Raw genomic sequence first — 20846 nt, forward strand, 5'->3', positions numbered from 1 at the left:
CAGCTCCGACAGTGGTCGGGGCCGGCGCGGCCAAGCCATTCCAACACATTGACGCATACCGCGCCGGGCGCGGTTTAACGACGACCACCGATCCGATCCCGCTCGAGGATGACCAAGGCGATCCCGCCCAGCACCGCCGCCGAGGCCAGCACGAGCCGCAGCGTGATGGGCTCGCCGAGCAGGGCGACACCGCCGATCGCGACGATCACCGGCACGCTGAGCTGGACCGTGGCCGCGCTCGTTGACCGCAGCATCGGCAGCACGCGGTACCAGAGGGCATAGCCGAGTGCCGAGGTCAGGGCGCCCGAGGCGACGGCATACCCCGCGCCGAGCGCATCGACCGAGACCTCCGTGATCATCAGCAGGCTCAACAGCGCCGTGATCGGCACGGTCAGCAGAAAGTTGCCGGCCGTGACGCGGATCGGGTCACCCGCACCCTTGCCGCGGACCGAGTAGACACCCCAGGCCATGCCGGCGCCGATCATCATGAGCGCGCCGCCCAACGGCGGTGCAGAGAGCCCCGGCATCAGCAGGCCGACGAGTCCGGCGAAAGCAAGCGCGACACCGGCGATCTGAATGCCGTCGAGGCGTTCGCCGCCCCGGAGTCCGAGCGCGATCATCGTCACCTGCACGGCACCGAACAGAAGGAGTGCGCCGGTCGCCGCCGTCAGGCTCAGGTAGGCGAACGAGAAGAGTGCGGCGTATCCGAACAGGGCGAACGCCGAAGGCCAACTGCCCGCGCCCGAGCGCACCTTGCCGGTCAACAACACGAGCAGCCAAAGCATCAGCGCGCCAGAGATCAACCGGATCGAGGTGAAGCTGGCCGCGTCGATCGCCTTGTCGCGCAAGGCCGCCCGGCGCAGCCAGGAGTTCGCGGCCAGAGGGATCATCGCGAATGCGGTCAGGAGGATGAGGCGCGGGTTGGTCATAGCTGTGCCGGCACCTTGGTTGGTTGGATGGCTGATTGGTCGCCTTGCCTGCGCCGACTCAGAGTGCTTACAACCCGGTGCCTCGTAGCCTCCGCAGCGCATGAGGCGTGCTTACTCCGGGACGGCTTCTCCGGCATCAGTCGACCGATGTTTCTCCACCTGTCAGCGCCAGGACCACATCGGTCTGCATGAAATGGAAGACGAACCGCTCGCCGAACGCACCATCGATCACTGCACGATAGCGCCGCATCGACTCCTCGACGAATGCACGGCGCCGTGCCTCGGGCAACCGATGGGTCCAGGCTCCGAACCCGGCGTTGCAGAAGCCGAAGAAGGCTTCTTCGGTCTGGAAGTCCCAGCGCTTCGACTCACTGCTCAGCGACACTCGCTTCAGGCCCAGGCTTTCCGCCAGCGCTGCGTACTCCTCGGCGCTCAGGCGCAGATAGGGATCTTTGAAACCCGCGAAGGCGCCGGACCAGTGCGGCTCCCGGCGGACCTCCTCGGCCACCTCTTCCAGGCTGGTGAGCGCCGCGCGCGTGACCAAGCGCAAGCGGGCCAAGCCCTCCGGCTTCAGTGCCCGGCGGATGCCGCGCAACGCATCGGCGGCCTGCGGCACCCAGTGCAGGGCGTTGAACGAGACCACCAGGTCAAAGCGGGCTTCGAACCCAAGGTGGCGCGCGTCGGCCACCTCGAAACTCAGGTTTGGACATTGGTCGCCGGGGAACTGCCGTTGCGCGTATGTTGTCGCTCGCTTTATTTCACCGGCCGATTCCCGAATTGTTTCGCGCGGAATGCTCGCGGTTTTCCCGCACTGATCACCCCGGTGGCGCAGTGTCGGCAGGTGGAGGAGTGCGAGGAGCCCGAGGAGCGCGAAGGCGGTGTGTGGAGTGCGTCGCGGCGGTGTTCGACGCGCCCGGGTCGGGCGCCTGTAGGGAGGGTGCCCGGCGGGTGGCGACCCGCCGGGCAAGGGTCGCTCAGAAGGGCAGCGGATCGTCGAAGTCGTTCTCGAAGAGGTCCAGTTGGGTGACGGCGTCGGGCGGCGGGTCCGGATCCGGATCGGTGTCCTCGCCGTAGAGCCACTGCTGCACGGCCGCTCCGTAGCGCGCCTGGATCTGCACGAGCAGTTCATCCAAGCAATCCTGGACGGCCCAGGCCTGCTCGGGCGTCCAGTCCTCGGGCAGGAGGATGGTGAAGGGTTCGGGGAGCCGGCTCATGGGGCGACCTCCTCGCGGGCAGTCTGCACGTGCTCGGCGGTGACCTGGCGGGCCTGTTCCAGCGCGGCCCCGGTCAGTGCGTAGTGGGCCAGACGATTGACCTTGCGGGGCATGCCGCGGGTGGCCTGGAACAGCGCCTCCACGGCGGGCGGCTCGAACAGCGGCAGCTCGCAGCCGGCCAGGCGCAGACGATGGGTCAGATAGGCCGGCAACTCCTCGCGGGTCAGCCCGGTCACGTGATGACGCACCACGATGCGCTGGGCGAGCGACTCATGTACCGCCATGCTCAGACGGCGACGCAGCTCCGTGAGTCCCACCAACAGCAGACACAGGCGATTCTCCGAATCCATCTGATAGTTGGTGAGCAGACGCAGATCCTCGAGCACCTCGTTGCGCAGATGATGGGCCTCGTCGATGATCAGGACGGGGCGTTGCTTGGCCTCCAGACTCAAGCGGGTGATCTCGGTGCGGATGGTGCGGAAGGCCGCCGCGCGGTTGCGCTCCACCGGCAGGCCGAGCTCCCAGCCGATGGTCTTGTACATGTCCATCACGTTGCCGGTGGACAGCGGAATGTAGAACACCCGATAGAGGCCCGGATGCAGATCGGCGGCGACCTTGCGGCAGACCGTGGTCTTGCCCGAGCCGGCCTCGCCGGTGATCAGGCCGATGGCACGCAGCTCCAGCAGATGCTTCAGACGTGCCTCGGCCTCGGTGAGGCTGGCGGCGGCGAACAGCGCATCCGGCGGCGGGGTCAGATCGAAGGGAAAGGCCGTGAGGGCGAAGTGTTTGCGGTACATCAGCGGCCCTCCAGGGTGTCGGCATCCGCCTCGGGCAGTTCGCGCAGGCGCAGCGCCGAGGGTGCGGGCTCGGGGACCGGTCCGTCCACGGCCAAGGTGCGCGAGGGACGATCGCGTTTGACGAAACAGTTCGCATACGTCTGGACCGGACGGGCCGGGTCGTGCGCGCGGCCCTCGAAGCAGACCTGAATCGGCCGCTCGGGCGGTGCGTCCGGATCGTAGCGCAGGGTGATGTTCTCCCCGACCAAGGCGGCGTCGACCTCGTAGACCACCCCGTGGAGGCTGACCGTGCGGTCCTTCTGCACCTTGCGCACCGCCTCGTGCAGGAACAGATCGGCCAGGTCCAGGCCGGGCTCGGGAAAGCGCACCGCGGCCCCGGTGCGCGCCCACTGCTCGAGCGGCGTGGCGCCCTCCAGGCCGCGATGCGGGGTGTGGTGATACTCGCCCTCGATCCAGCTGGCGAGGCGGCGGTTGAGTGCCGCGAGGCTCGCCAGATCCGCTTCGGTCAGGCGGGTCAGCAGCTGCGCACGGACCGTTTTGAACCAACGCTCGATCTTGCCCTTGCCTTGCGGTTGATAGGGCCGGGCATGGATCAGCGCGATGCCGAGCTTGGCGCAGACCAGGGCCAACTGCTTGGAGCGATAATTGGCGCCGTTGTCGACATAGAGCTTCTGCGGCAAGCCGCGGCGCAGGATCGCCTGCGCGAGCACCGGCAGAAAGGTTCGGGTGTTCTCCGACAGCGCAAAGGCCGCATAGGGGATCACCCGGGTCGCATCGTCGATGAAGGCGATCAGATAGGTCTTGCGTTTGACCCGCTCCCCGACCACCACGGCCGGACCGTGCATCACGTCGCTCATCCACAGCTCCCCGGCCTGCTCGAAGGCAAAGCGGCGCCGGTCCTGCGCCTGACTCGCCGTCTTGGCCGTGTCCATCAGGCCATGACGGGCGAGCAGGCGATGCACGGTGGAGGGCGGCAGCGGCAGATCGGGCGGGACCTCGGGGCGCCGGCGCACCGCGCGGATCACCAACTGCACCGACAGCTGCGGGTTGGCCTCCTTGGCGGCGAGCAGCGCCTCGACCACGTTCGCGGGCAGGCGGCGCACCTGACCGCGATCGGCACGCGGCTTGGGCAGAAGGGCCTCGAAGCCGCCGCGCCGATAGGCCTTGAGCCAATCGCGGATGGTCTCGGCGGCGACCCGGGTGCGGGTGCTGCCCGGAATGGCGTAGTCGCGCTCGGCCTTGGTCTGGATCGCCTCGTAGAGGCCTTTCTCTTCCTTGGGCCACTGCACGAGTTCGGCAATCACCCCGTAGCGAAACAGGGCGATGTCGTGCTGAAGATCGGTCTGCGGGTCACTCATGGACGCACTCCGCGGCTGACGCAGGCGGTTTGCCTGCGCCGCGGACCCTATGCCGGGCAGCCCGGCGGGTCAGGCCCCGCACGGTGTTGGAGGCGGGGGAGCGCACTGCGGCCCCGGCGGCGCCGGGGCGCGAATCCGAGCGGCTTGGGCAGCACGTCAAGCCAGGCCGCGGCGATCCCGCGCAACGCCACCAGAACCGGCTCCACCTCCAGGTGGTCGGCGAACGCCGTCAGCGTCGGCGCCACGTTCGCGAACGTGTCCCCGAGAACACCCTTGATACGATGCAACGCGCCGTGCACGTCCTGCACACGCCGACGGACCCAGCGCAACGCCCCGGGCAGTTCGATGTCCAGACGTTGGTGCTTGCACAGCGCTTCCAGACTCGGCGCCTGCTCGGCCGCACGCACCACCGCCTCGACCTCGCTCAAGGTGCCCGAGAGGCGCGCCGCCAGACAGTCGGGGAGCAGACTGAAGGTGCGATGCCCCTCGGGACAGTACCAGCGCGCCACCCGCGTGCCGGGCGGGGAGACGCGCTCATAGGTGCCGTGACGCGCAAAGCCGCAATCGCCATGCGGATGCAGCGGACAGCACGGAAGCGTTGCGCTCAACCAGCCTTGTTGCGTAACGTAGTCCGCGCCGGTGAGATGACACTCGAAGCGTAGTTGCACCGGCCATCGGCCCGCACGGTTGCACCCGTGGCGGGCCTTCTCATGTGGAGGAGGGTGAGGCGATTGTGCCGGGACGACCGCGAGGATGCACGCCGGTGAAGCGTGCGGGACATCCGCGCTCCGCGCCTACCGCATTGCCTCACCGGAAAATGACATCACCGGTGGAATACTTCCTGCAAAAACTGCCGGTGGTTTGCGGATCAGGATGGGAAACAACACGCGTAGACGACCATATCGGCCGACGCGTCCACGCCCAGCACGGCACCACGGGTGAGCTGCGCGGCGATGCGCGCGCTGATCTTGCCGTCGCCGCAGCCCAGGTCGAGCACCTGCTCGTCGCCGCGCAGCACCAGCTGCGCGAGCACCTCTTCGGCCATCGCCGCCTGCAAGCCTGAGTGGTGCGCATAGTCGGCGCCGTGCCAAGGATCCGGCGATGGAGGGGACGGCCCGTAGTTTGGCTTCGACATGCTCCGTTTCCTCGTTTCGGCGAAACGTGCCCAAGAGCGCGTGCGGGCTGCGGTTCAAAGTGGTCCGCCATCCGCATCCGATGACGGCTTTCCGATGAGTGAGGCTACACCAGACATCGGGCTTGCGTTCGATCCTATCGCACTGAAAGACCCCACGCACCCGATCGAGTCCGTCGCGCATCTCTACCTCAGGGTATGTTCCCTATTCGACGAAATCCTCGGTCGACAACTCCGCCTGCCGCAGCACGAGCTGGGTCGCGCCTTCGGCGAGATCGGGCGGATAGCCGTACTTCGCGAGCAGGCGCCGGACGTTGCGCCGCAGGGTGGCCCGGACCGACTCGCGCTGTGTCCAGTCGAGCTTCGGCATCCGACGCACCATCTCGGTCAGCTCGCGGGCCATCAGGCGCAGCGCGTCGCTTTGCATGACCTCGCGGGCCGAGGCGTTCTCGGCCAGCGCGTCGTAAAACGCGATCTCCTCGGTGCTCAGCCCGAGCGCATCTCCCTGCCGTTGCGCCTCGCGCAGGTCTCGCGCCAGGTCGATCAGACGGGCGATCATCTCCGCCGTCGTGATGGCCTTGTTGGTGTAGCGCAGCAGCGCATCTTCCAACGCCTCGCGGAATTTGCGGCTGCGTACCAGGTTGCTGCGCTCGGTGCTGCGGATCTGATCGTTCAGCAGCTTGCGCAGCGTCTCCAGGGCCAGGTTCTTCTGTTCAAGCGCGGCCACGCGCTCCAGGAACTCATCGCTCAGGATGTCCAGCCGCGCCTCGTCGAGGCCGGCCACCGCGAAGAGGTCGATGACTTCGTCCGCATCCACCGCCCCGCCGATCACCTGCCGCACCGCGGCATCGATGTCCCGCTGCCGGGCGCGACTGTCCGGACCCTTGCCGTCGTCCGCCAGCCGTTTGCGGATCATCGCCGCCGCCCGCTGGAAGAAGGCCAGGTGCGGCGCGATCAGGTCGGTTTCCGTGCGCGGAACGGCGAGCGCGAATGCCGTCGCCAGCGCCTTGACCAGGGTGCGAAAGCGCGTCCAACCGTCGTCCGCTCCCAACACATGGTCGATGGCGCCGAGGTAGACCGGCAGGACATCGCGCGGCGCGGCGTCGAGTGCCCGGGTATAGTCGAAGCCGTGGAAGAAATCGCGCAGCGTCTCGAAGGCCGACTGCATCGCCGGCACCGCCTCGTCCTGAACCTGTCGCACGGCCTGCCCGGTGCCGCCGGCGCGGCTGTAGGTGGCGAGCGCATCGGCCAGTTGGTCGGCGAGACCGAGCAGATCCACGATCAGCCCGCCCGGCTTGTCGCCCCAGACCCGGTTGACCCGCGCGATGGCCTGCATCAGATTGTGCCCGGCCAGCGGCTTGTCGAGATAGAGCGTATGCGCCGGTGGGCAGTCGAAGCCGGTCAGCCACATGTCGCAGACGATGACCAGGCGCAGATCATCCGCCGGGGCTTTGAAGCGCTCGGCCAGACGCTTGCGCGCGGCCTTGGTGCGGACATGGCCGCGCAGCGGCTCCGGGTCGTCGGCGCTGCCGGTGACGACCACCTTCATCGCCCCGAGCTCGTCGTCCGCATCGTGCCAAGCCGGTCGCAGCAGGCGGATCTGCTCGTAGAGCCGCGCCGCGATGTCCCGGCTCATGGTCACCACCATCGCCTTGCCTTCCATCGCCGAGCGGCGCTTCTCCCAGTGCTCGACGATGAACGTGGCCAGGCGCTCCAAGCGCTCCGGCGCGCCGACCAGGGACTCCAGCCGCACGCGAATGCGCTCATCGGGCTGGGCGCCCTTGCGATCTGCGTTGACGACGTAGTCCACCTCCTCCTCGGCCACCCGCGCGCCGTCCTCGTCGACCTTGAGCTTGACGATGCGCGACTCGTAATACAGCGGCCGGGTGGCGCCGTCCTCCACTGCCTGGCGGATGTCGTAGACATCCACGTAGTCCCCGAAGACATGGATGGTGTTCTTGTCGTCGCGCTCCAGCGGCGTGCCGGTGAAGCCGACGAAGGTCGCGTTCGGCAGTGCCTCGCGCATCCAGCGCGCGCCGCCCTCGACGAAGCCGTATTGGCTGCGGTGCGCCTCGTCCGCCAGCGCCACGACATTGGCGCGCTCGGAGATTACGCCGTGAGCCTCGGCAAACTTCTGGATGGTCGTGAACGCCACGCCGCCCGCGGCGCGATTCAGCAGGTCCCGCAGGTGGTCCCGGCTCGTTGCCTGTACCGGGTCCTGCCGCAGCAACGCACGGCCGGCCGCGAACGTGTCGAAGAGCTGATCGTCTAGGTCGTTGCGGTCGGTGATCAGCACCAGCGTCGGATTAGTGAGATTCGGCGCGCGGATCAAGGCGCCTGCCAGCATCAGCATGGTCAGCGATTTGCCCGAGCCTTGGGTGTGCCAGATCACCCCGCCGCGCCCGTCACCGGCTGGCTTGAGATGCGCAAGCACGCTCGCCTGCGCCTTGCTCACAGCGCGAAACTGGTGATAGCCCGCGATTTTCTTGACGATCTCGCCGCGCGCCTCCTCCTCAAAGACGACGCAAGTGCGCAGATAGTCGAGCAGCGCCCGCGGCTCGAAGAGCCCACGGATCAGCGCCTCCAGCGTCGGCGCGCTGCGGCCCTCGTCCGCGAGCGGTCGCCAAGGCATGAAGCGGCTTCGGTCGCTGGTGATGGAGCCGACCCTTGTGAGCATCCCGTCCGAGACCACTCGCACCAGGTTGGCAACGAAGAGGTCCGGCGCGGTTTCTTGGTAGCGGTCGAGCTGTTCGATGGCCGTCGTGAGATCGGCTCGCGGGTCGGTCGGATCCTTCAGCTCGATCACCGCGACGGGCAGCCCGTTCAGGAACACCACCAGATCCAGCCGGATCGCCTTGTCGGAGGGTCCGGTGACCGCGAGCTGGCGCACCACCAGCAGGTCGTTGGTGAGCGGATCGTCGAAGTCCACGAGCCGACAACGTCCGCCCCGGGTCTCGCCGGTCTGCGAGTCGCGGTATTCCACCTCGACGCCATCGGTCAGCAGCGTGTGAAACCAGCGGTTGTTATGGATCAGCGTCGGGTGCGGCGGGTGCGCGAGCGTGCGGACGACGCCTTCGATGATCTCGTGGGGCAGCGCCGGATTCAGCCGATGCAATGCCGCGGAGAGACGACCCTGGAGCACACACTGGCCCGAATCCGAGCGCTCGCCGGCGTCGTCGATCTCCAAGCCGCGCCGGACCTGCGCGCCGATGACGCCGAAGTAGACGGCGGCGACATCCTCGACGAGCTGTTCTGTCGGGGATGGCATGCTCCTGGATTCCCTCGCCGGCGTGCTCATGCGACCGCGTCCAGAACGGCATCTCGAAAACGACAAAAGCTCGCCGAACGATTGCGCCGTGCCTCGATCACCCCGCCCAAGAGCCGCGCCGCCTCGATCTTGCGCAGGCCGCCTTTGAAGTATCCATGCCGCTGCATGATGCGCTCGAATGCCTCCCAGGTTCCGCCGGCAATGGCATCCGGATCGCGGTAGCGCTGTTGGTTCGGAATGGTCGAGGGCAGGCGCGGGTAGGCTGCACGGACGGCTGACCAATCGCCGAAATACCAGGCTTCCAGTTCTTCGATCGCGATACGATTCACGAGCTGCCAAGGCAGGCCGCCCGCACGGCTTCTGGAACAGAGCCCCGCCCGCTGCGCTGTGGCTTCCAGCCGTTGCTTCAGGCCCAGACAATCCTCGTCGTCGCGATCCACCACGACCAGGATGCGCCAGTCGGCGGGCAGCCAGGACGCGTAGCCGCGCAGCCGTGCCTCCAGCTTTCCCATCAGATCACCCTTGCCTTGGAAGGCATGCACTTCGAAGGTCCTGTCCTGTGGCAACAATCGCGGCAGAAAGGCGCGCAGAAATGCCTCCATCGAAGGCTCCTCGACCAGCAGCTCAAGATGCGTGGCCGTCATGCGGAGCGCCCGCCTTTCATCGGCCGGGTCGGCCCCCCTTGGTTGATCAGCGGATCGCCGACGCCAAGTTGGCCTTCCATCCACAGATGACCGAGCAGCGCCCCTTGTTCGGTAAATTCACGCACACCCGGTAAGTCCTCGGCCCGCTGCGTTTGGGTGTAGCCGCGCTCATCGCGCCAGAGCACCCGCACCTCCTGCGGTCGCAGCGCGTTCAGGAAGAACGGCGAATGCGTGGTGACGAGAAGCTGCGTGGCTGCCGTGGCCGCGCGACACTCCTCGGCCAGCTCCGGCAGCAACCGGGGATGCAGGAAGTTCTCCGGCTCCTCGATGCCGATGAACGGCGGTGGGCTGGGGTCGTAAAGCAATACCAGATAGGCCAGCATCTTCAGCGTTCCGTCCGACGCGAAACGAGCCAGGACCGGGTGGCTGAACGGCGCATCCTTGATCTGCAGTAATAGCCGACCATCCGGCATGGTATCGGCCAGCACCCGCTCGATGCGCGGCACCCGCCGGCGCAACACCTCGAAGATGCGCTCCAGCCGGTCGCCGTGGCGCTCTGCCAAGTACTGAATCACGTTGGCCAGATTGTCGCCGGTTCGGGACAGGCGCTCCTGCGGTCCCGCTTCGGGCTGGCCACGCGCGCAGTCGGCGGACAGATAGGACACATACCAGCCGGTGATGAAGTCCCGCAGGGCCGCCGCACGCGGATGCTCGGCGAATTGCCCAAGCGCGTTTACAGCCAACAGGTCAGGAGACTTCAGCGGGATCTCGATGCGCCGGTCGTTCTCGTCCGGCGCATCGCCGCTCGCGGCGCGGCCCTGTCCCTCGCGATAGTCCAGGAAGCGAAAGGGCTTCCCGCGCTGACCACGTCGCCATTGCAGCCACTCCTCCACCACCACCGGGCCACCATTACGCTCGTCCACGGCCAAGTGATAGGTGATCAGCGGATAGCCGGACTCCTTGTACTTGACCTCGATGACCACCGGCCCATCACCACCGCGCGTCTTCAGCTCCTTCGCCCGCCCGCGTTTGTCCCAGGCACGGCGCAGGCCCAACTCGAAGCACTCGGACAGGAAGGCGAAGACGTCGAACACCGTGGACTTGCCGCTGCCGTTGGGACCGAGCAGTACCGTCAGCGGGGTCAGCTCCTTAAACTCCACCTCGCGCAGCGCACGGAAGTTCTGCACCTTCAGATACTCGATACGCGCCGGGGTACTCGATCTGTCGCTGGCTGTATTCATTGCGCGGCCTCCAGCAAACGTTCGGCGTCGTTTATCCGGACCGTTCCTGAGAGGAGTTTGGGTAGGAGGTAGTCACGGAACTCGGAGAGTTTGCGGGATTCGCGTTCCAATGAAGCTATCAAGTCTCGCCCCGGCATGGTAAACGACTCAAAAGCCTCAAGTGCATTGGGTGTTGGGACTAAGGCTCTCGCAGTGGCGAAGTGTTCTGGTCGAACGGCTGGATATGCGCTGCCGTCCGCGTTGCCGATCAGATATTCCACAAACTCAGGCCGTGTTACCAATTGGTATAGGTAGGACGGGCCAAAGTTGATGGGCGAAAGCACCGCAAACCCGGTACTGACGATACAGTTGTCCATCGGCGAGTGAATGAACAGAAAGGACCGTCGGTTTGGGCGCACGCAAGACCAGATCGTGTCCCCGTGGCGAACACGACGACGAGCGCGGCTCGGCGCTTCGTCAAAGACAAGCCGTTGTATGCAATCGAGGCGTCCAACCGTCACCGAAGCAATATCGATATACTCGATCTCGCCGCTAATCTCGCCTTTCCTGATCGTTCGGTCATTGATTTTGCAGTAGTCAGCGAGCATGCCCAAGTCCCACCCTTCCGGCACGGGACCAATCTCGGAATCGACGAAGCGGGGAGGCAGCGCGTCGAAGACGGGCTGTGGCATCGACGGGAACGAGGTCGCGCCCGCGGCCTTGGCCTTCACCGGCTCGAAGTCCACGAACCAGGCGCGGAAGATCGCCCGCGCCAGCCGCTCCAGCGCCTGGGCCGTCCGCCGGTTCTGTTCGATCTTGTCGTCGAGCGCGCCGAGGACGCCGGCGATGGCGCGTTGAGCGCTCAAGGATGGCAAGAGAATTGGGATACGCCGAATTATTGATTCGTTTAGCGAAGCCATCGTGGTGCCGGCTGCATGTCGGATCATCCACTCTCGGTGTGTGTGTGCCTGTAATTGATATGATATGAATCCTGCGTCGCAGGACGACGGCAGCCGAAGACGAATGCCATCCGATCCCAGAAACCAACCTCGCTGATCTTCAAGTACCAGCGCGCTGCGATCCACGGCGCCTTTTCTGCCAAAGACGATATCCCCTGGCTCCAGCAAATATTCAGGCATACTGCGAGTGATAGTTTCATTGACTCTGGGTGTTTTTGGGTGAGTTCGTAATCGACCATAACCCACCTCGCCTACCGAGATCACGGGAACACCGTCAGGCGTGTATTGTGCCGCCTTCAGCTTCGTGCCAAATGGACCGGTTTGGATATCGCCGCCGGTTTCGTTCAATAAATCTCCGACGTGGATTTTCTTCGTTCCCAAGCTCTGCTTCGGGACCTCCGCACGGGAAGCAGAGCTTCCTTGACCGGATTCCCAGGCAGAGCTTGGGAGTCCGTCGGCACCGTCGGAATTCACGCCCGCGTCAGCCTCCTCGCGCGGAAGCGCGATAGGGCCACCATCGGTCGACTGCAGAACCACATACTCGGCCTCGATCTCCTCGCGAAAGGCGGCCGGGATGCGCGCCCAATCGACGATCTGCACCAGGATCGGCAGGTCGCTGTCGGAGAAGGCGCCTGCGACCTCGTCAAGGTCCGGCTGTCGGCGGCTCAGGTCGTCGGGCTGACGCACGACGAGATCCAGATCGCTGGCGTCGTAATGGTCGCCGTTGACGCGGCTGCCGTAGGCCCAGACCTCGGCGTGCGGCAGGTAACGGCGCAGGATGTCCTGGACGATCGCCAGGTAACGCGCGGGCAGGTGCAGTGCCGGACGGGCGGTGTCGCTATTCATGTCGCATCCTTGCCGAGCTTGGCGTCCAACCGATCCGCCAGCCGCGAGACATCCTCCAGGAAAGCGGGCATCAGCGTCAGTGTCTCCCGCGCAAAGGCCTCGCCATAGTCGTGGGCGGTGTCGTTGCGATTGTCGCGATACTTAAACCAGCGCTCGACCTCCTCGAGGGTCAGCAGGTCATGTAGGGCGGCGAGGCGCAGAATGTCCTTAATGGGCGTGGATTCGAGTTTCCGGGCGCCGTGGCCGAACGCCTTCAGGGCCTTCTTGAGAAGTTTGAAAGCGATTTCCTGCGTCAGCTCATATCCTTTGACGATGGCGTTGCGAAACACCTCCTGCTCGATGCTGTCGGGCTCGGCGCCTTGATACAGCTGCAACGACTGCTGCAGCGTCTCGATGCAGCGACGCAGATGGTCGAGATTCAGGTAGCGCATGGCATTCGCTCCGGTTGGCGCGCGGTCGACCGATCAGCCACGACCTACCCCCTTCAGCCGCTCGCGCACGACGCCCATCAACCGCTCACCCTCCACGAAGCACGCCTCCAACTCCGCCAGCAGGCGCGGGTATTTTTCCTCGAACGGCTCGCTGTCTTCTTCCTGCTCTTCGGCACCGACGTAGCGGCCGGGTGTCAGCACGAAGCCGTGCTTGCGGATGGCGTCGATGGTCTCCGCCTTGCAGAAGCCGGGGATGTCGCGGTAGGTCCAGTCGCCGTGCTCGGCGGCGTCCCACCATGCGGGCGCGGGCTCGCCGCGCCATTGGCCGAAGGCGTAGACGATGCGGCCGATGTCGGAGTCCGGGCGCGGGTCGCCGAGCCCGTCGGAGAGCAGGGTCTCGCCGCCGTCGCCGCCGGTGAGCACCCGCAGGGTTCGGGTCTGCAGGGTGCCGAGCTTGCGGGCGTCGATGAAGAGCGTCTCGCCGCGGCGTCCCTCCTTTCGATTGGGGCCGCCATGCTTGAGGTTGCGGCCGGTCTTGTCGCGGGTCAGAAACCAGAGGCAGGCGGGGATGCCGGTGGTGAGGAAGAGCTGGGCCGGCAGTGCGACGATGGCGTCCACCAGGTCGGCCTCGACGATGCGTTGGCGGATCTCGCCCTCGCCGCCGGAGCCGGACGAGAGCGAGCCGTTGGCCATGACGAAGCCGGCGACCCCGCCGCCATGACCGTTCGGCGGCGCCAGGTGGTGAATGAAGTGCTGAATCCAGGCATAGTTGGCATTGCCTGCGGGCGGCGTGCCGTAGCGCCAGCGCACGTCTTTCTCCAGCAGCTTGCCGGACCAATCGGAGATGTTGAACGGCGGATTGGCGAGGATGTAGTCGGCCTTCAGATCCGGGTGCAGGTCGCGCAGGAAGGTGTCCGCGGGCTGAGAGCCCAGGTTGGCCTCGATGCCGCGGATGGCGAGGTTCATGTGCGCCAGTCGCCAAGTGGTGGGGTTGGACTCCTGGCCGAAGATGGAGATGTCGGTGGTCTGGCCGCCGTGGGCCTCGACGAAGCGCTCGGACTGCACGAACATGCCCGCGGAGCCGCAGCAGGGGTCGTAGACGCGGCCCTCGTAGGGCTCGAGCATCTCGACCAGCAGCCGCACGATGCAGCGCGGCGTGAAGAACTCGCCGCCGAGCTTGCCCTCGGCCTGGGCGAATTTGCCGAGGAAGTATTCGTAGACACGGCCGAGACTGTCGCGGGCCTTGGCGCGATCGCCTTTGAAGCCGATGTCGGCGATCAGGTCTATCAGGCCCTTGAGCTTTTCGGGCGCGATGCTGCGGCGGGCGTAGTCGCGCGGCAGCTTGCCCTTGAGATTCGGGTTGTCGCGCTCGACGGCGAGGATGGCGTCGTCGATCAGTGTGGCGATGTCGGGGCGGATGGCCTGGTTCTGCAGGTTCTGCCAACGTGCCTCGGGCGGCACCCAGAAGACGCGCTCGGCGGTGTACTCGTCGCGACTCTCCAGCAGGCTTTCCATTTGGGCGCCGGTGATGCCGTCCGCTTCGAGCTCGGCCGCGAGCCCCTCGCGCCGGGCGGCGAACGCATCTGAGATGTACTTCAGGAACAGCAGGCCCAGCACGACATGCTTGTACTCGGCCGCGTCCACCTGACCGCGCAGCGCGTCGGCCGACTTCCACAGGGTGTCGGCATAGGCGAGGTCGTTGTTGTTCGAATCCTGACTGGCCATCGAGGCTCCTGTTTGCATCATGCTGTCGGGTCGTCGGCCGAGACGGCTGTCTTCGGCATGCCCCTCGCATTCCTCACGGGTTCCGTTCACGGCACCCTTGAAGACGGCTCGGAGCCGGGAACCACAATTTGAGTGCCCACGCCCAAGCGTTGCGCGCGTCGCGCAAACCGACGGTCATCAAAGGTATAGAGCGCCTCGCAGTGACGGCTGCCGGCAAGATGCAGCGCATCGGCGAAATCCAGACCCTGTTCGAGAAGCTCCAGCGCGGCCGCGATCCGGTCGACCTCCTCCACGTTGACGTTCGGCAGCCCCAGCAGGTGCGTTATGACCTGAATCACCTGTGCCGTGTCGAAGCGGTAGAAGGCGCGCAGCACCCATTCGAGTTCCAAAACGACGGTGAGCGGGACGAAGAGGCTGAGGCTCGTGGTGAAAACTTCGTAGGCGATCGGGCGTTGTTTGGCCGCCTCCGGGTCGCCGGGGTCATCGACATAGAAGCGGGCCAGGATGTTCGTATCAAGAGCGATCATCGCGCTCGTCCCGCATCGCGGTCGCCACATCGAAGTCCGACAGGTCGCGCACTCCGGGCCGGTCGCACCTCAGCAGCCCGAAGCCGTCCTCGGGTCGCGTCTGCTTGATGGTGCGGAGAATCCGGACCCGGATGCTGTCGCCTTCGAGCTCGAAATCCAGTTTGCTGCCGGGTGCGATTCCGAGCCGCTGGCGGATCGCGGCGGGGATGACCACCTGGCCCTTGTCCGATACGGTCACGGTCGACATCGTGTGTTCTGGCTCTTGCATGGTAAGAGGCGAGAGTTTACGCCAGCCGCGTTCCGATGCAAACGGGGCCGGGTTTGCCGTGTCTCCGCATAAGCGTGGTACGGCCGGTCGCGTCGGTCTTTTCTTCTATGCGGTTGGCGCCCAGAGATCGCTGAGGTTGATGGCCACCGCATCGAAGGGTGCGACCGAGACCGAGTCAGCACCGGCAAAACGGCTGATCTTTCTCCAGGCTCCGTCTTCCAGGGCGTAGGCTTCCAAGGTGTGTGCCAAGGGATCGACCAACCAGGCGTAGGACACGCCGAACCCCGCGTAGATCGGCATCTTGAGGTTTCTGTCCTTGCTTTCGGTGGACGGGGATAGGACCTCGCAGATCCAATCCGGCACGACTTCGATGCGATGGACGGGGATGGTTGAGCATGCGCTCGCGCCTCCAGCTGGCCAGATCCGGCACATCGACCTAGCGAGTGCTCCCCGCGGGTTTTCCGCATTATCGGAGAAGTCCGTGTGTCATTTTACGCCGATCGGGACAACGCGATGCCGGGGATTCCGAAAACATGCGAGGCGCGAGGCCGCCCGAATATCGGGATTCGCCGAGATAACCTTGTCGATCTGCAGAGGCAAGCGATTGAAATGGTTTGATAGCCCGTCGTTATGCTGCTCAAATCGCGTCTACGAGTGCTCTGCGGGGTTTTCGCATGGATCCAGTCTGGTTTGGATCAACAGGCGTTTGGAGCGGACGCGATTCGAGGGTGTCGAATGCTTGGGTGAGGCGTGCGATGTTCGGGTGTTGTTTAAACCGCGCTGTCTCCGGCGGTCGTCAAATCCGCCGGGGCCGATCCCATCCAAAAACATCGCATACCGCACCGGGCGCGGTTTAATGCGGGAATGCTTGGGGGGTATCGATGGATCTGCAACAGCTTGTGCTGCGGTCGGATGAGCTCGGGGTGCGGCTGGAGGTCGTCAATGGGCTGGCGATCTGGGAGGCGCAGCCGTTGTATCGGCATCAGAAGCATGTCGAGCGGATCGCCGCTTCGATCGGACGGTTGGAGTGCGGTGATTGCGACTGCGTTCACGCGCTGGATGTTTACATCCAGTTCCCGAACGGGTTGAAGCGACCCGACATCTCCATCTTCTGTCGTGAGCCCAGCGAGGCGGAGCAGGACAGCGTCTTGACGATGGTGCCCGAGGCGGTCGTCGAGGTCGTGAGCAAGGGATACGAGGCGAAAGACCTGGAGATCGGCCCGCCTTTTTATCTCTCTCAGGGCGTCAAGGATGTGCTGGTGTTCGACCCACAGACCCTTTTGGTGCTGCACGTTTGCCAGGGTCAAGCGCGCCGTCTCGTTTCGCCCGTCGTCGTTGATCTAGCGTGCGGGTGCAGCGTCATTATCTGACGATCTGACCCGTGCCCGCTCCCGCGGTCGTCAAATCTGCCGGGGCCGATCCCACCCAAAAACGTCGCATACTGCGTGGGGCGCGGTTTTAACTCGGCGGGATACGTTGCATGTCCCGCCGGGCGCGGGTCAGCCGAGACTGCGCAGGACGTCGGCCTCGATCTGTCGCGCATAGGGGCCGAACCGTTTTTGCTGCTCGGTTTCCCACTGCAACTCGGCCCACGTCTGCATCCGTAGCTCAGGCTCCGGCCGGCAGTCCGGGCGGAGACGCCCCGTCGAACGGGGTCGGGCATCACGATAGTCTCGATCGAGATCGGTGTCGTACATGGCTGGATCCTCGGTGCTTCTGGGTGAAAACGGTCGAAGTCGCGGATCCTGAGGCAAAGACTGCACCAAAATCCTACAACGCCTGTCATCTTTCGGAAACCTTGAGTCCATTCATCGGGAAATTCAATCCCGAGCGACGGTGTCGCCATCGGAGTTGTGCTTCGGGATCAATCGGATCGCGACCGGGTCTTGCGCGTCAGCCAGGCTCATTGCCATGCGGACGGTTCGGTCGGTCAGGCAGCGGCTCGGGGCCTGAGGCGGCCCCGAAATGGTGCGGTCCTCGACCCGAAGCGGGTCGAGGGTCCTGTCGATGTCAGAGTGCGCGGCAATCGGCGAGGACGACCTCGGTCTTGGTTCCGCCGGAGCGCGAGCCTTGAGCCTCCATCGCCTTGACGACATCCATGCCCTCGACGACCTTGCCGAACACCACATGCTTGCCGTCCAGCCAGGGTGTCGCGTCGACCGTGATGAAGAACTGCGAACCGTTGGTGTTGGGGCCGGCGTTCGCCATCGAGAGCATGCCGGCCTCGGTGTGCTTCAGCTCGAAGTTCTCGTCGGCGAACTTCTCCCCGTAGATGGACTCGCCGCCGGTGCCGTTGCCGCGGGTAAAGTCGCCGCCCTGAATCATGAAGCCCGGGATGATGCGATGGAAAGGACTTCCGGCATAGGCGAGCGGCTTGCCGCTCTTGCCCATGCCCTTCTCGCCGGTGCAGAGTGCGCGGAAGTTTTCGGCCGTCTTCGGGACCACGTCGGCGAACAGCTCGATCGTGATGGTGCCGGCGGGCTCGCCACCGATCGTCACGTCCAACGCGACCTTGGGGTTGTCAGCAAGAGCGGGTGTCGTCATAGCAGCTAAGAGTACCGTGGTGAGATAGATGGATGGTTTTGACATGGTCAATTCCTGTCGTGGTGTGGAACGTTGCGAGTGATCGTCGGAAAAAAAGGCCAGGGGCCGCGAATTATGCGACCGGCGGCTCGGTTTCGCTCCCGATGACCCCGTCCGGGGGAGGACGTCGCGCGACCAACGCATCGGGCAGCTCTCCGCGTCCGGCTTGGTAGAGCGCGCCGGACTCAAGCATGACGGTGACCATCACCGCAAGCAACAGCGGAACCACGCCGATGCGCGCCCAGATGGCGCTGGCCATGTCCTGCGACTCGATCTTGTGCCGCTCCATCTCCTGCATCGCCGGGGGCAGGGTCTTGAGCTGCTCCGCGATCTCGGTCTCGTCCGGCTTGCCGAGCAGGGCGAGGCTCAGGATCGCGGCGCACACAAGGTACGCGATCAGGATCAGCCGATAGCGACTTGCAGCCAACCGCCAATGCGTTGCGGCAAACCAGCTCGCGTCCTTGCCGGGTCGCCGGGACTTCATCCAGGTCACGCCGATCAGCACCAAAGACAGGGCGAGCGGGATCGAGACCGCCAGCCACTTGTAGCGCCCGATCATCGAATCCGGCTCCGCCATCGAACCCGCGAGCAGTGCCACCCCGATCAGGAGGTTGAAGACGATCAGGTTGACCATCGCCAGCTCATGCGGCGTCCTGGCCTTGCGGCGGGTTGTGTCGTCGACCGGGAAGAACATGTCTGTCGTGTCCGTAGATGTCGATCGGAACGTCCGATCCGGGTCGCGCGAACAGCACACCCGGAGCCTGCATCATTTTGGAGCCTCTGCTCTCGGAAACGCAAACCCGACGCCCGACATGGCTCCGGCCCCGGGCGCGGCGGTCTGCTCGGGTTTGTGCGATCATCGCTCGACCGCCACGACAACGAAATCACCGAGGAGCCGAGACGAGGATGCCCGAGACCACCCCCTACGCGAACAACAGCGCCGAGGCTATGCTGCGCGTCATCTCACTCTTCATCGTCAGCGATGGCGAGGTGAAGGACGAGGAGATGGAGATGCTCGAGCAGCTCGGCGTGTTCGAGCGCTTCGGCGTCGATCGCGATGACTTCGCCAGGATCTTCGATGGTTACTGCGACGATCTCATCGCCCATGCAGGCACGGCACGCTTCATCGGGCTCGCCGACCCGGATTGGGTCGATACCATATTGGCGCCGGTCACGGACCGCGTCGCGCGTCGAACCTTGGCGCGGATACTCCTGCTGCTGGCGCGCTCGGATGGATTCTTCTCCGATGCCGAGCTCGTGATCTACCGCCAAATGCTCGACCGTTGGGAGATCGACATCGACTCGCTCGCCGAGCCGGACTGAGCGGCGGCCGCTATTCGCCAAAAACGGAGTGCTTCTCATGACCCAGTCCATCCTCGTCGGCAAAGGGCCCGAGCCGGTCTCGATTCTCTCGCGCATGGCCAACCGTCACGGTCTGGTCGCGGGTGCGACGGGTACGGGTAAGACGGTGACCCTGCAGCGGCTCGCCGAGCAATTCAGTCGCATCGGCGTGCCCGTATTCCTTGCCGACATCAAGGGCGATCTTGCGGGTATCAGCCAGCCCGGCGGCGGAAATCGGCGTGTCGCCGAGCGTGTTGCCGAGATGGGTCTGGAGCAGGAGGAAGGTTTCGTCTTTGCGGGCAATCCGGTGATGTTCTGGGACATCCAGGGTGAGCAGGGTCACCCCGTCCGCACCACCTTGACCGAGATGGGGCCTCTGCTCCTGTCGCGTTTGCTCAATCTCAACGAGGTACAGGAAGGCGTCATCAATATCGTCTTCCATGTCGCCGACGAGAACGGCTGGCTGCTCCTCGATCTGAAGGATCTGCGGGCACTGTTGGCGCATGTGGCCGAGAACGCCGCGGAGCTCCAGACCCGTTACGGCAACGTCTCCTCGGCGAGCGTGGGCGCAATCCAGCGCCGCCTGCTGGTCATCGAGAAGCAGGGCGGAGATCTCCTCTTCGGCGAGCCCGCGCTCGCGTTGCAGGACATGATGCAGACCGACGAGCAGGGTCACGGCTACATCAACATCCTGGCCGCGGACACGCTGATCCACTCCCCGGCGATCTACTCCACCTTCCTGCTCTGGCTCCTCTCCGAGCTGTTCGAGGAGCTGCCCGAGGCGGGTGACCAGGACAAGCCCAAGCTGGTCTTCTTCTTCGACGAGGCGCATCTGCTCTTCAAGGACGCACCGAAGGTCCTCTTGGACAAGATCGAGCAGGTCGTGCGGCTGATCCGCTCCAAGGGTGTCGGGGTCTATTTCGTGACACAGAATCCGATGGATGTCCCGGAGACGGTTCTCGGGCAGCTCGGCAACCGTATCCAGCACGCCTTGCGCGCCTTCACGCCGCGCGACCAGCGCGCGGTGCGGGTTGCCGCGGAGACCTTCCGGCAAAATCCGGCGCTGAATACCGAGGCCACCATCACCGCACTCGGCGTCGGCGAGGCGCTCGTCTCGACCCTCGACGAGCAGGGGATTCCCGGGATCGTCCAGCGGGTGAATGTCGCGCCGCCCGGAAGCCATCTCGGCCCCATCGCGCCCGGGGTTCGCAAGGCCGTCATGGATCAGTCGCTGGTGAAGGGCGTCTACGACGTCACGATCGACCGCGTCTCCGCCTACGAGATCCTGGAGCAACGTGCCGAGCAGGCCGCCGCGGCCTCGGCCGCGCCCGATATCCCGGATCTGTCCGAGTATCTCGGCCGCGGCGGCAAGACCGTCCAGACATCATCGACCGGCAAGGCCCCCGCCCGACGCGCGAGCACACGCCAGACCCCGGTCGAGGCCTTCGCGACCAGCGCCATGCGCTCGCTCGGCAGCCAGATCGGTCGACAGTTGGTGCGCGGGATCATGGGTTCGCTAACCGGAGGGAGCACCCGCGGGCGTAGGTGACGCCTCGGTACGGCAGATCGGAGCTAATATTTCGCCGACGGCCTGCAGCATCATC

General features: G+C 65.3%; 22 protein-coding genes. 3 read left to right on the forward strand and 19 right to left on the reverse strand.

All coding sequences use genetic code 11. The features are described from left to right. Positions 1-74: 74 nt before the first annotated feature. The 16 genes from BDD21_RS10370 to BDD21_RS10450 all read right to left on the reverse strand — a co-directional run bounded on the left by BDD21_RS10370 (position 75) and on the right by BDD21_RS10450 (position 15750). The gene (locus BDD21_RS10370; RefSeq protein ID WP_120797112.1) at positions 75-929 is read right to left on the reverse strand and encodes a DMT family transporter; all 855 of its coding nucleotides are present in this window, start codon (positions 927-929) and stop codon (positions 75-77) included. 136 nt (positions 930-1065) lie between these two features. After that, entirely contained in the window at positions 1066-1896 is an 831-nt protein-coding gene (locus BDD21_RS10375; RefSeq protein WP_170164729.1) for a methyltransferase domain-containing protein, read from the reverse strand. Positions 1897-1903: 7 nt separating this feature from the next. After that, positions 1904-2143 (reverse strand): hypothetical protein, encoded by a 240-nt coding sequence (locus tag BDD21_RS10380; protein WP_120796898.1) that lies wholly within the window; start codon positions 2141-2143, stop codon positions 1904-1906. Next, entirely contained in the window at positions 2140-2940 is an 801-nt protein-coding gene (locus BDD21_RS10385; protein ID WP_120797114.1) for an ExeA family protein, read from the reverse strand. Before BDD21_RS10385 ends, BDD21_RS10380 begins: the two co-directional genes overlap by 4 nt. Next, positions 2940-4298 carry a DDE-type integrase/transposase/recombinase gene (locus tag BDD21_RS10390; RefSeq protein ID WP_120797115.1) on the reverse strand — a complete coding sequence of 453 codons (1359 nt, stop codon included), beginning with the start codon at positions 4296-4298 and terminating at the stop codon, positions 2940-2942. Before BDD21_RS10390 ends, BDD21_RS10385 begins: the two co-directional genes overlap by 1 nt. A gap of 47 nt (positions 4299-4345) precedes the next feature. Continuing rightward, entirely contained in the window at positions 4346-4966 is a 621-nt protein-coding gene (locus BDD21_RS10395; RefSeq protein ID WP_120796895.1) for a hypothetical protein, read from the reverse strand. Between the two features lie 200 nt (positions 4967-5166). Then, complete coding sequence (locus BDD21_RS10400) at positions 5167-5433, reverse strand: class I SAM-dependent methyltransferase (protein WP_120797116.1); 267 nt, start codon at positions 5431-5433, stop codon at positions 5167-5169. Between the two features lie 202 nt (positions 5434-5635). Continuing rightward, complete coding sequence (locus tag BDD21_RS10405) at positions 5636-8698, reverse strand: type I restriction endonuclease subunit R (protein ID WP_120797117.1); 3063 nt, start codon at positions 8696-8698, stop codon at positions 5636-5638. Positions 8699-8724: 26 nt separating this feature from the next. After that, positions 8725-9342 (reverse strand): DUF4276 family protein, encoded by a 618-nt coding sequence (locus BDD21_RS10410; protein ID WP_120797118.1) that lies wholly within the window; start codon positions 9340-9342, stop codon positions 8725-8727. Continuing rightward, positions 9339-10583 carry an AAA family ATPase gene (locus BDD21_RS10415; RefSeq protein WP_120797119.1) on the reverse strand — a complete coding sequence of 415 codons (1245 nt, stop codon included), beginning with the start codon at positions 10581-10583 and terminating at the stop codon, positions 9339-9341. Before BDD21_RS10415 ends, BDD21_RS10410 begins: the two co-directional genes overlap by 4 nt. Continuing rightward, positions 10580-12367 carry a restriction endonuclease subunit S gene (locus BDD21_RS10420; RefSeq protein WP_211335027.1) on the reverse strand — a complete coding sequence of 596 codons (1788 nt, stop codon included), beginning with the start codon at positions 12365-12367 and terminating at the stop codon, positions 10580-10582. Before BDD21_RS10420 ends, BDD21_RS10415 begins: the two co-directional genes overlap by 4 nt. Next, positions 12364-12798, reverse strand: coding sequence for a nucleotidyltransferase substrate binding protein (locus BDD21_RS10430; RefSeq protein ID WP_120797120.1), 435 nt, complete (start codon positions 12796-12798; stop codon positions 12364-12366). Before BDD21_RS10430 ends, BDD21_RS10420 begins: the two co-directional genes overlap by 4 nt. 33 nt (positions 12799-12831) lie before the next feature. Next, complete coding sequence (locus BDD21_RS10435; RefSeq protein ID WP_342769601.1) at positions 12832-14544, reverse strand: type I restriction-modification system subunit M; 1713 nt, start codon at positions 14542-14544, stop codon at positions 12832-12834. Positions 14545-14609: 65 nt separating this feature from the next. Continuing rightward, positions 14610-15050, reverse strand: coding sequence for a type II toxin-antitoxin system VapC family toxin (locus tag BDD21_RS10440; RefSeq protein ID WP_120797121.1), 441 nt, complete (start codon positions 15048-15050; stop codon positions 14610-14612). Then, on the reverse strand, positions 15037-15297 hold the full coding sequence (locus BDD21_RS10445; RefSeq protein WP_120799851.1) for an AbrB/MazE/SpoVT family DNA-binding domain-containing protein: 261 nt from the start codon (positions 15295-15297) through the stop codon (positions 15037-15039). Before BDD21_RS10445 ends, BDD21_RS10440 begins: the two co-directional genes overlap by 14 nt. A 126-nt stretch (positions 15298-15423) precedes the next feature. After that, a complete protein-coding gene (locus BDD21_RS10450) occupies positions 15424-15750 on the reverse strand; it encodes a Uma2 family endonuclease (protein ID WP_342769602.1) in 327 nt (108 codons plus the stop codon). A 449-nt stretch (positions 15751-16199) separates the two neighbouring features. On the opposite strand from BDD21_RS10450, the gene BDD21_RS10455 reads away from it, so the two are divergent. Continuing rightward, complete coding sequence (locus tag BDD21_RS10455; protein WP_211335028.1) at positions 16200-16688, forward strand: Uma2 family endonuclease; 489 nt, start codon at positions 16200-16202, stop codon at positions 16686-16688. Positions 16689-16817: 129 nt separating this feature from the next. Here BDD21_RS10455 and BDD21_RS10460 read toward each other — a convergent pair whose 3' ends face one another. The 3 genes from BDD21_RS10460 to BDD21_RS10470 all read right to left on the reverse strand — a co-directional run bounded on the left by BDD21_RS10460 (position 16818) and on the right by BDD21_RS10470 (position 18595). Then, on the reverse strand, positions 16818-17015 hold the full coding sequence (locus BDD21_RS10460) for a hypothetical protein (protein WP_120797122.1): 198 nt from the start codon (positions 17013-17015) through the stop codon (positions 16818-16820). Positions 17016-17328: 313 nt separating this feature from the next. Continuing rightward, the gene (locus BDD21_RS10465; RefSeq protein WP_120797123.1) at positions 17329-17907 is read right to left on the reverse strand and encodes a peptidylprolyl isomerase; all 579 of its coding nucleotides are present in this window, start codon (positions 17905-17907) and stop codon (positions 17329-17331) included. Between the two features lie 67 nt (positions 17908-17974). After that, complete coding sequence (locus BDD21_RS10470) at positions 17975-18595, reverse strand: hypothetical protein (RefSeq protein WP_120797124.1); 621 nt, start codon at positions 18593-18595, stop codon at positions 17975-17977. Positions 18596-18807: 212 nt separating this feature from the next. Between BDD21_RS10470 and BDD21_RS10475 the strand changes: the two genes are divergently transcribed. Then, positions 18808-19224: a TerB family tellurite resistance protein gene (locus BDD21_RS10475; RefSeq protein ID WP_120797125.1), complete on the forward strand. Its 417-nt coding sequence runs from the start codon at positions 18808-18810 to the stop codon at positions 19222-19224. Between the two features lie 37 nt (positions 19225-19261). Further along, entirely contained in the window at positions 19262-20791 is a 1530-nt protein-coding gene (locus tag BDD21_RS10480) for a helicase HerA-like domain-containing protein (RefSeq protein WP_120797126.1), read from the forward strand. The last annotated feature ends 55 nt before the right edge of the window (positions 20792-20846 follow it).

Origin of the sequence: Thiocapsa rosea (assembly GCF_003634315.1) — a bacterium.
Lineage (GTDB): Bacteria > Pseudomonadota > Gammaproteobacteria > Chromatiales > Chromatiaceae > Thiocapsa > Thiocapsa rosea.

What these genes read in the sequence shown, in the direction of transcription:
- BDD21_RS10370 (WP_120797112.1), bottom strand. Translation starts at nt 929, where the DNA reads ATGACCAACCCGCGCCTCATCCTCCTGACCGCATTCGCGATGATCCCT.
- BDD21_RS10380 (WP_120796898.1), bottom strand. Translation starts at nt 2,143, where the DNA reads ATGAGCCGGCTCCCCGAACCCTTCACCATCCTCCTGCCCGAGGACTGG.
- BDD21_RS10385 (WP_120797114.1), bottom strand. Translation starts at nt 2,940, where the DNA reads ATGTACCGCAAACACTTCGCCCTCACGGCCTTTCCCTTCGATCTGACC.
- BDD21_RS10390 (WP_120797115.1), bottom strand. Translation starts at nt 4,298, where the DNA reads ATGAGTGACCCGCAGACCGATCTTCAGCACGACATCGCCCTGTTTCGC.
- BDD21_RS10400 (WP_120797116.1), bottom strand. Translation starts at nt 5,433, where the DNA reads ATGTCGAAGCCAAACTACGGGCCGTCCCCTCCATCGCCGGATCCTTGG.
- BDD21_RS10405 (WP_120797117.1), bottom strand. Translation starts at nt 8,698, where the DNA reads ATGCCATCCCCGACAGAACAGCTCGTCGAGGATGTCGCCGCCGTCTAC.
- BDD21_RS10410 (WP_120797118.1), bottom strand. Translation starts at nt 9,342, where the DNA reads ATGACGGCCACGCATCTTGAGCTGCTGGTCGAGGAGCCTTCGATGGAG.
- BDD21_RS10415 (WP_120797119.1), bottom strand. Translation starts at nt 10,583, where the DNA reads ATGAATACAGCCAGCGACAGATCGAGTACCCCGGCGCGTATCGAGTAT.
- BDD21_RS10420 (WP_211335027.1), bottom strand. Translation starts at nt 12,367, where the DNA reads ATGAATAGCGACACCGCCCGTCCGGCACTGCACCTGCCCGCGCGTTAC.
- BDD21_RS10430 (WP_120797120.1), bottom strand. Translation starts at nt 12,798, where the DNA reads ATGCGCTACCTGAATCTCGACCATCTGCGTCGCTGCATCGAGACGCTG.
- BDD21_RS10435 (WP_342769601.1), bottom strand. Translation starts at nt 14,544, where the DNA reads ATGATGCAAACAGGAGCCTCGATGGCCAGTCAGGATTCGAACAACAAC.
- BDD21_RS10440 (WP_120797121.1), bottom strand. Translation starts at nt 15,050, where the DNA reads ATGATCGCTCTTGATACGAACATCCTGGCCCGCTTCTATGTCGATGAC.
- BDD21_RS10445 (WP_120799851.1), bottom strand. Translation starts at nt 15,297, where the DNA reads ATGTCGACCGTGACCGTATCGGACAAGGGCCAGGTGGTCATCCCCGCC.
- BDD21_RS10450 (WP_342769602.1), bottom strand. Translation starts at nt 15,750, where the DNA reads ATGTGCCGGATCTGGCCAGCTGGAGGCGCGAGCGCATGCTCAACCATC.
- BDD21_RS10455 (WP_211335028.1), top strand. Translation starts at nt 16,200, where the DNA reads ATGGATCTGCAACAGCTTGTGCTGCGGTCGGATGAGCTCGGGGTGCGG.
- BDD21_RS10460 (WP_120797122.1), bottom strand. Translation starts at nt 17,015, where the DNA reads ATGTACGACACCGATCTCGATCGAGACTATCGTGATGCCCGACCCCGT.
- BDD21_RS10465 (WP_120797123.1), bottom strand. Translation starts at nt 17,907, where the DNA reads ATGTCAAAACCATCCATCTATCTCACCACGGTACTCTTAGCTGCTATG.
- BDD21_RS10470 (WP_120797124.1), bottom strand. Translation starts at nt 18,595, where the DNA reads ATGTTCTTCCCGGTCGACGACACAACCCGCCGCAAGGCCAGGACGCCG.
- BDD21_RS10475 (WP_120797125.1), top strand. Translation starts at nt 18,808, where the DNA reads ATGCCCGAGACCACCCCCTACGCGAACAACAGCGCCGAGGCTATGCTG.
- BDD21_RS10480 (WP_120797126.1), top strand. Translation starts at nt 19,262, where the DNA reads ATGACCCAGTCCATCCTCGTCGGCAAAGGGCCCGAGCCGGTCTCGATT.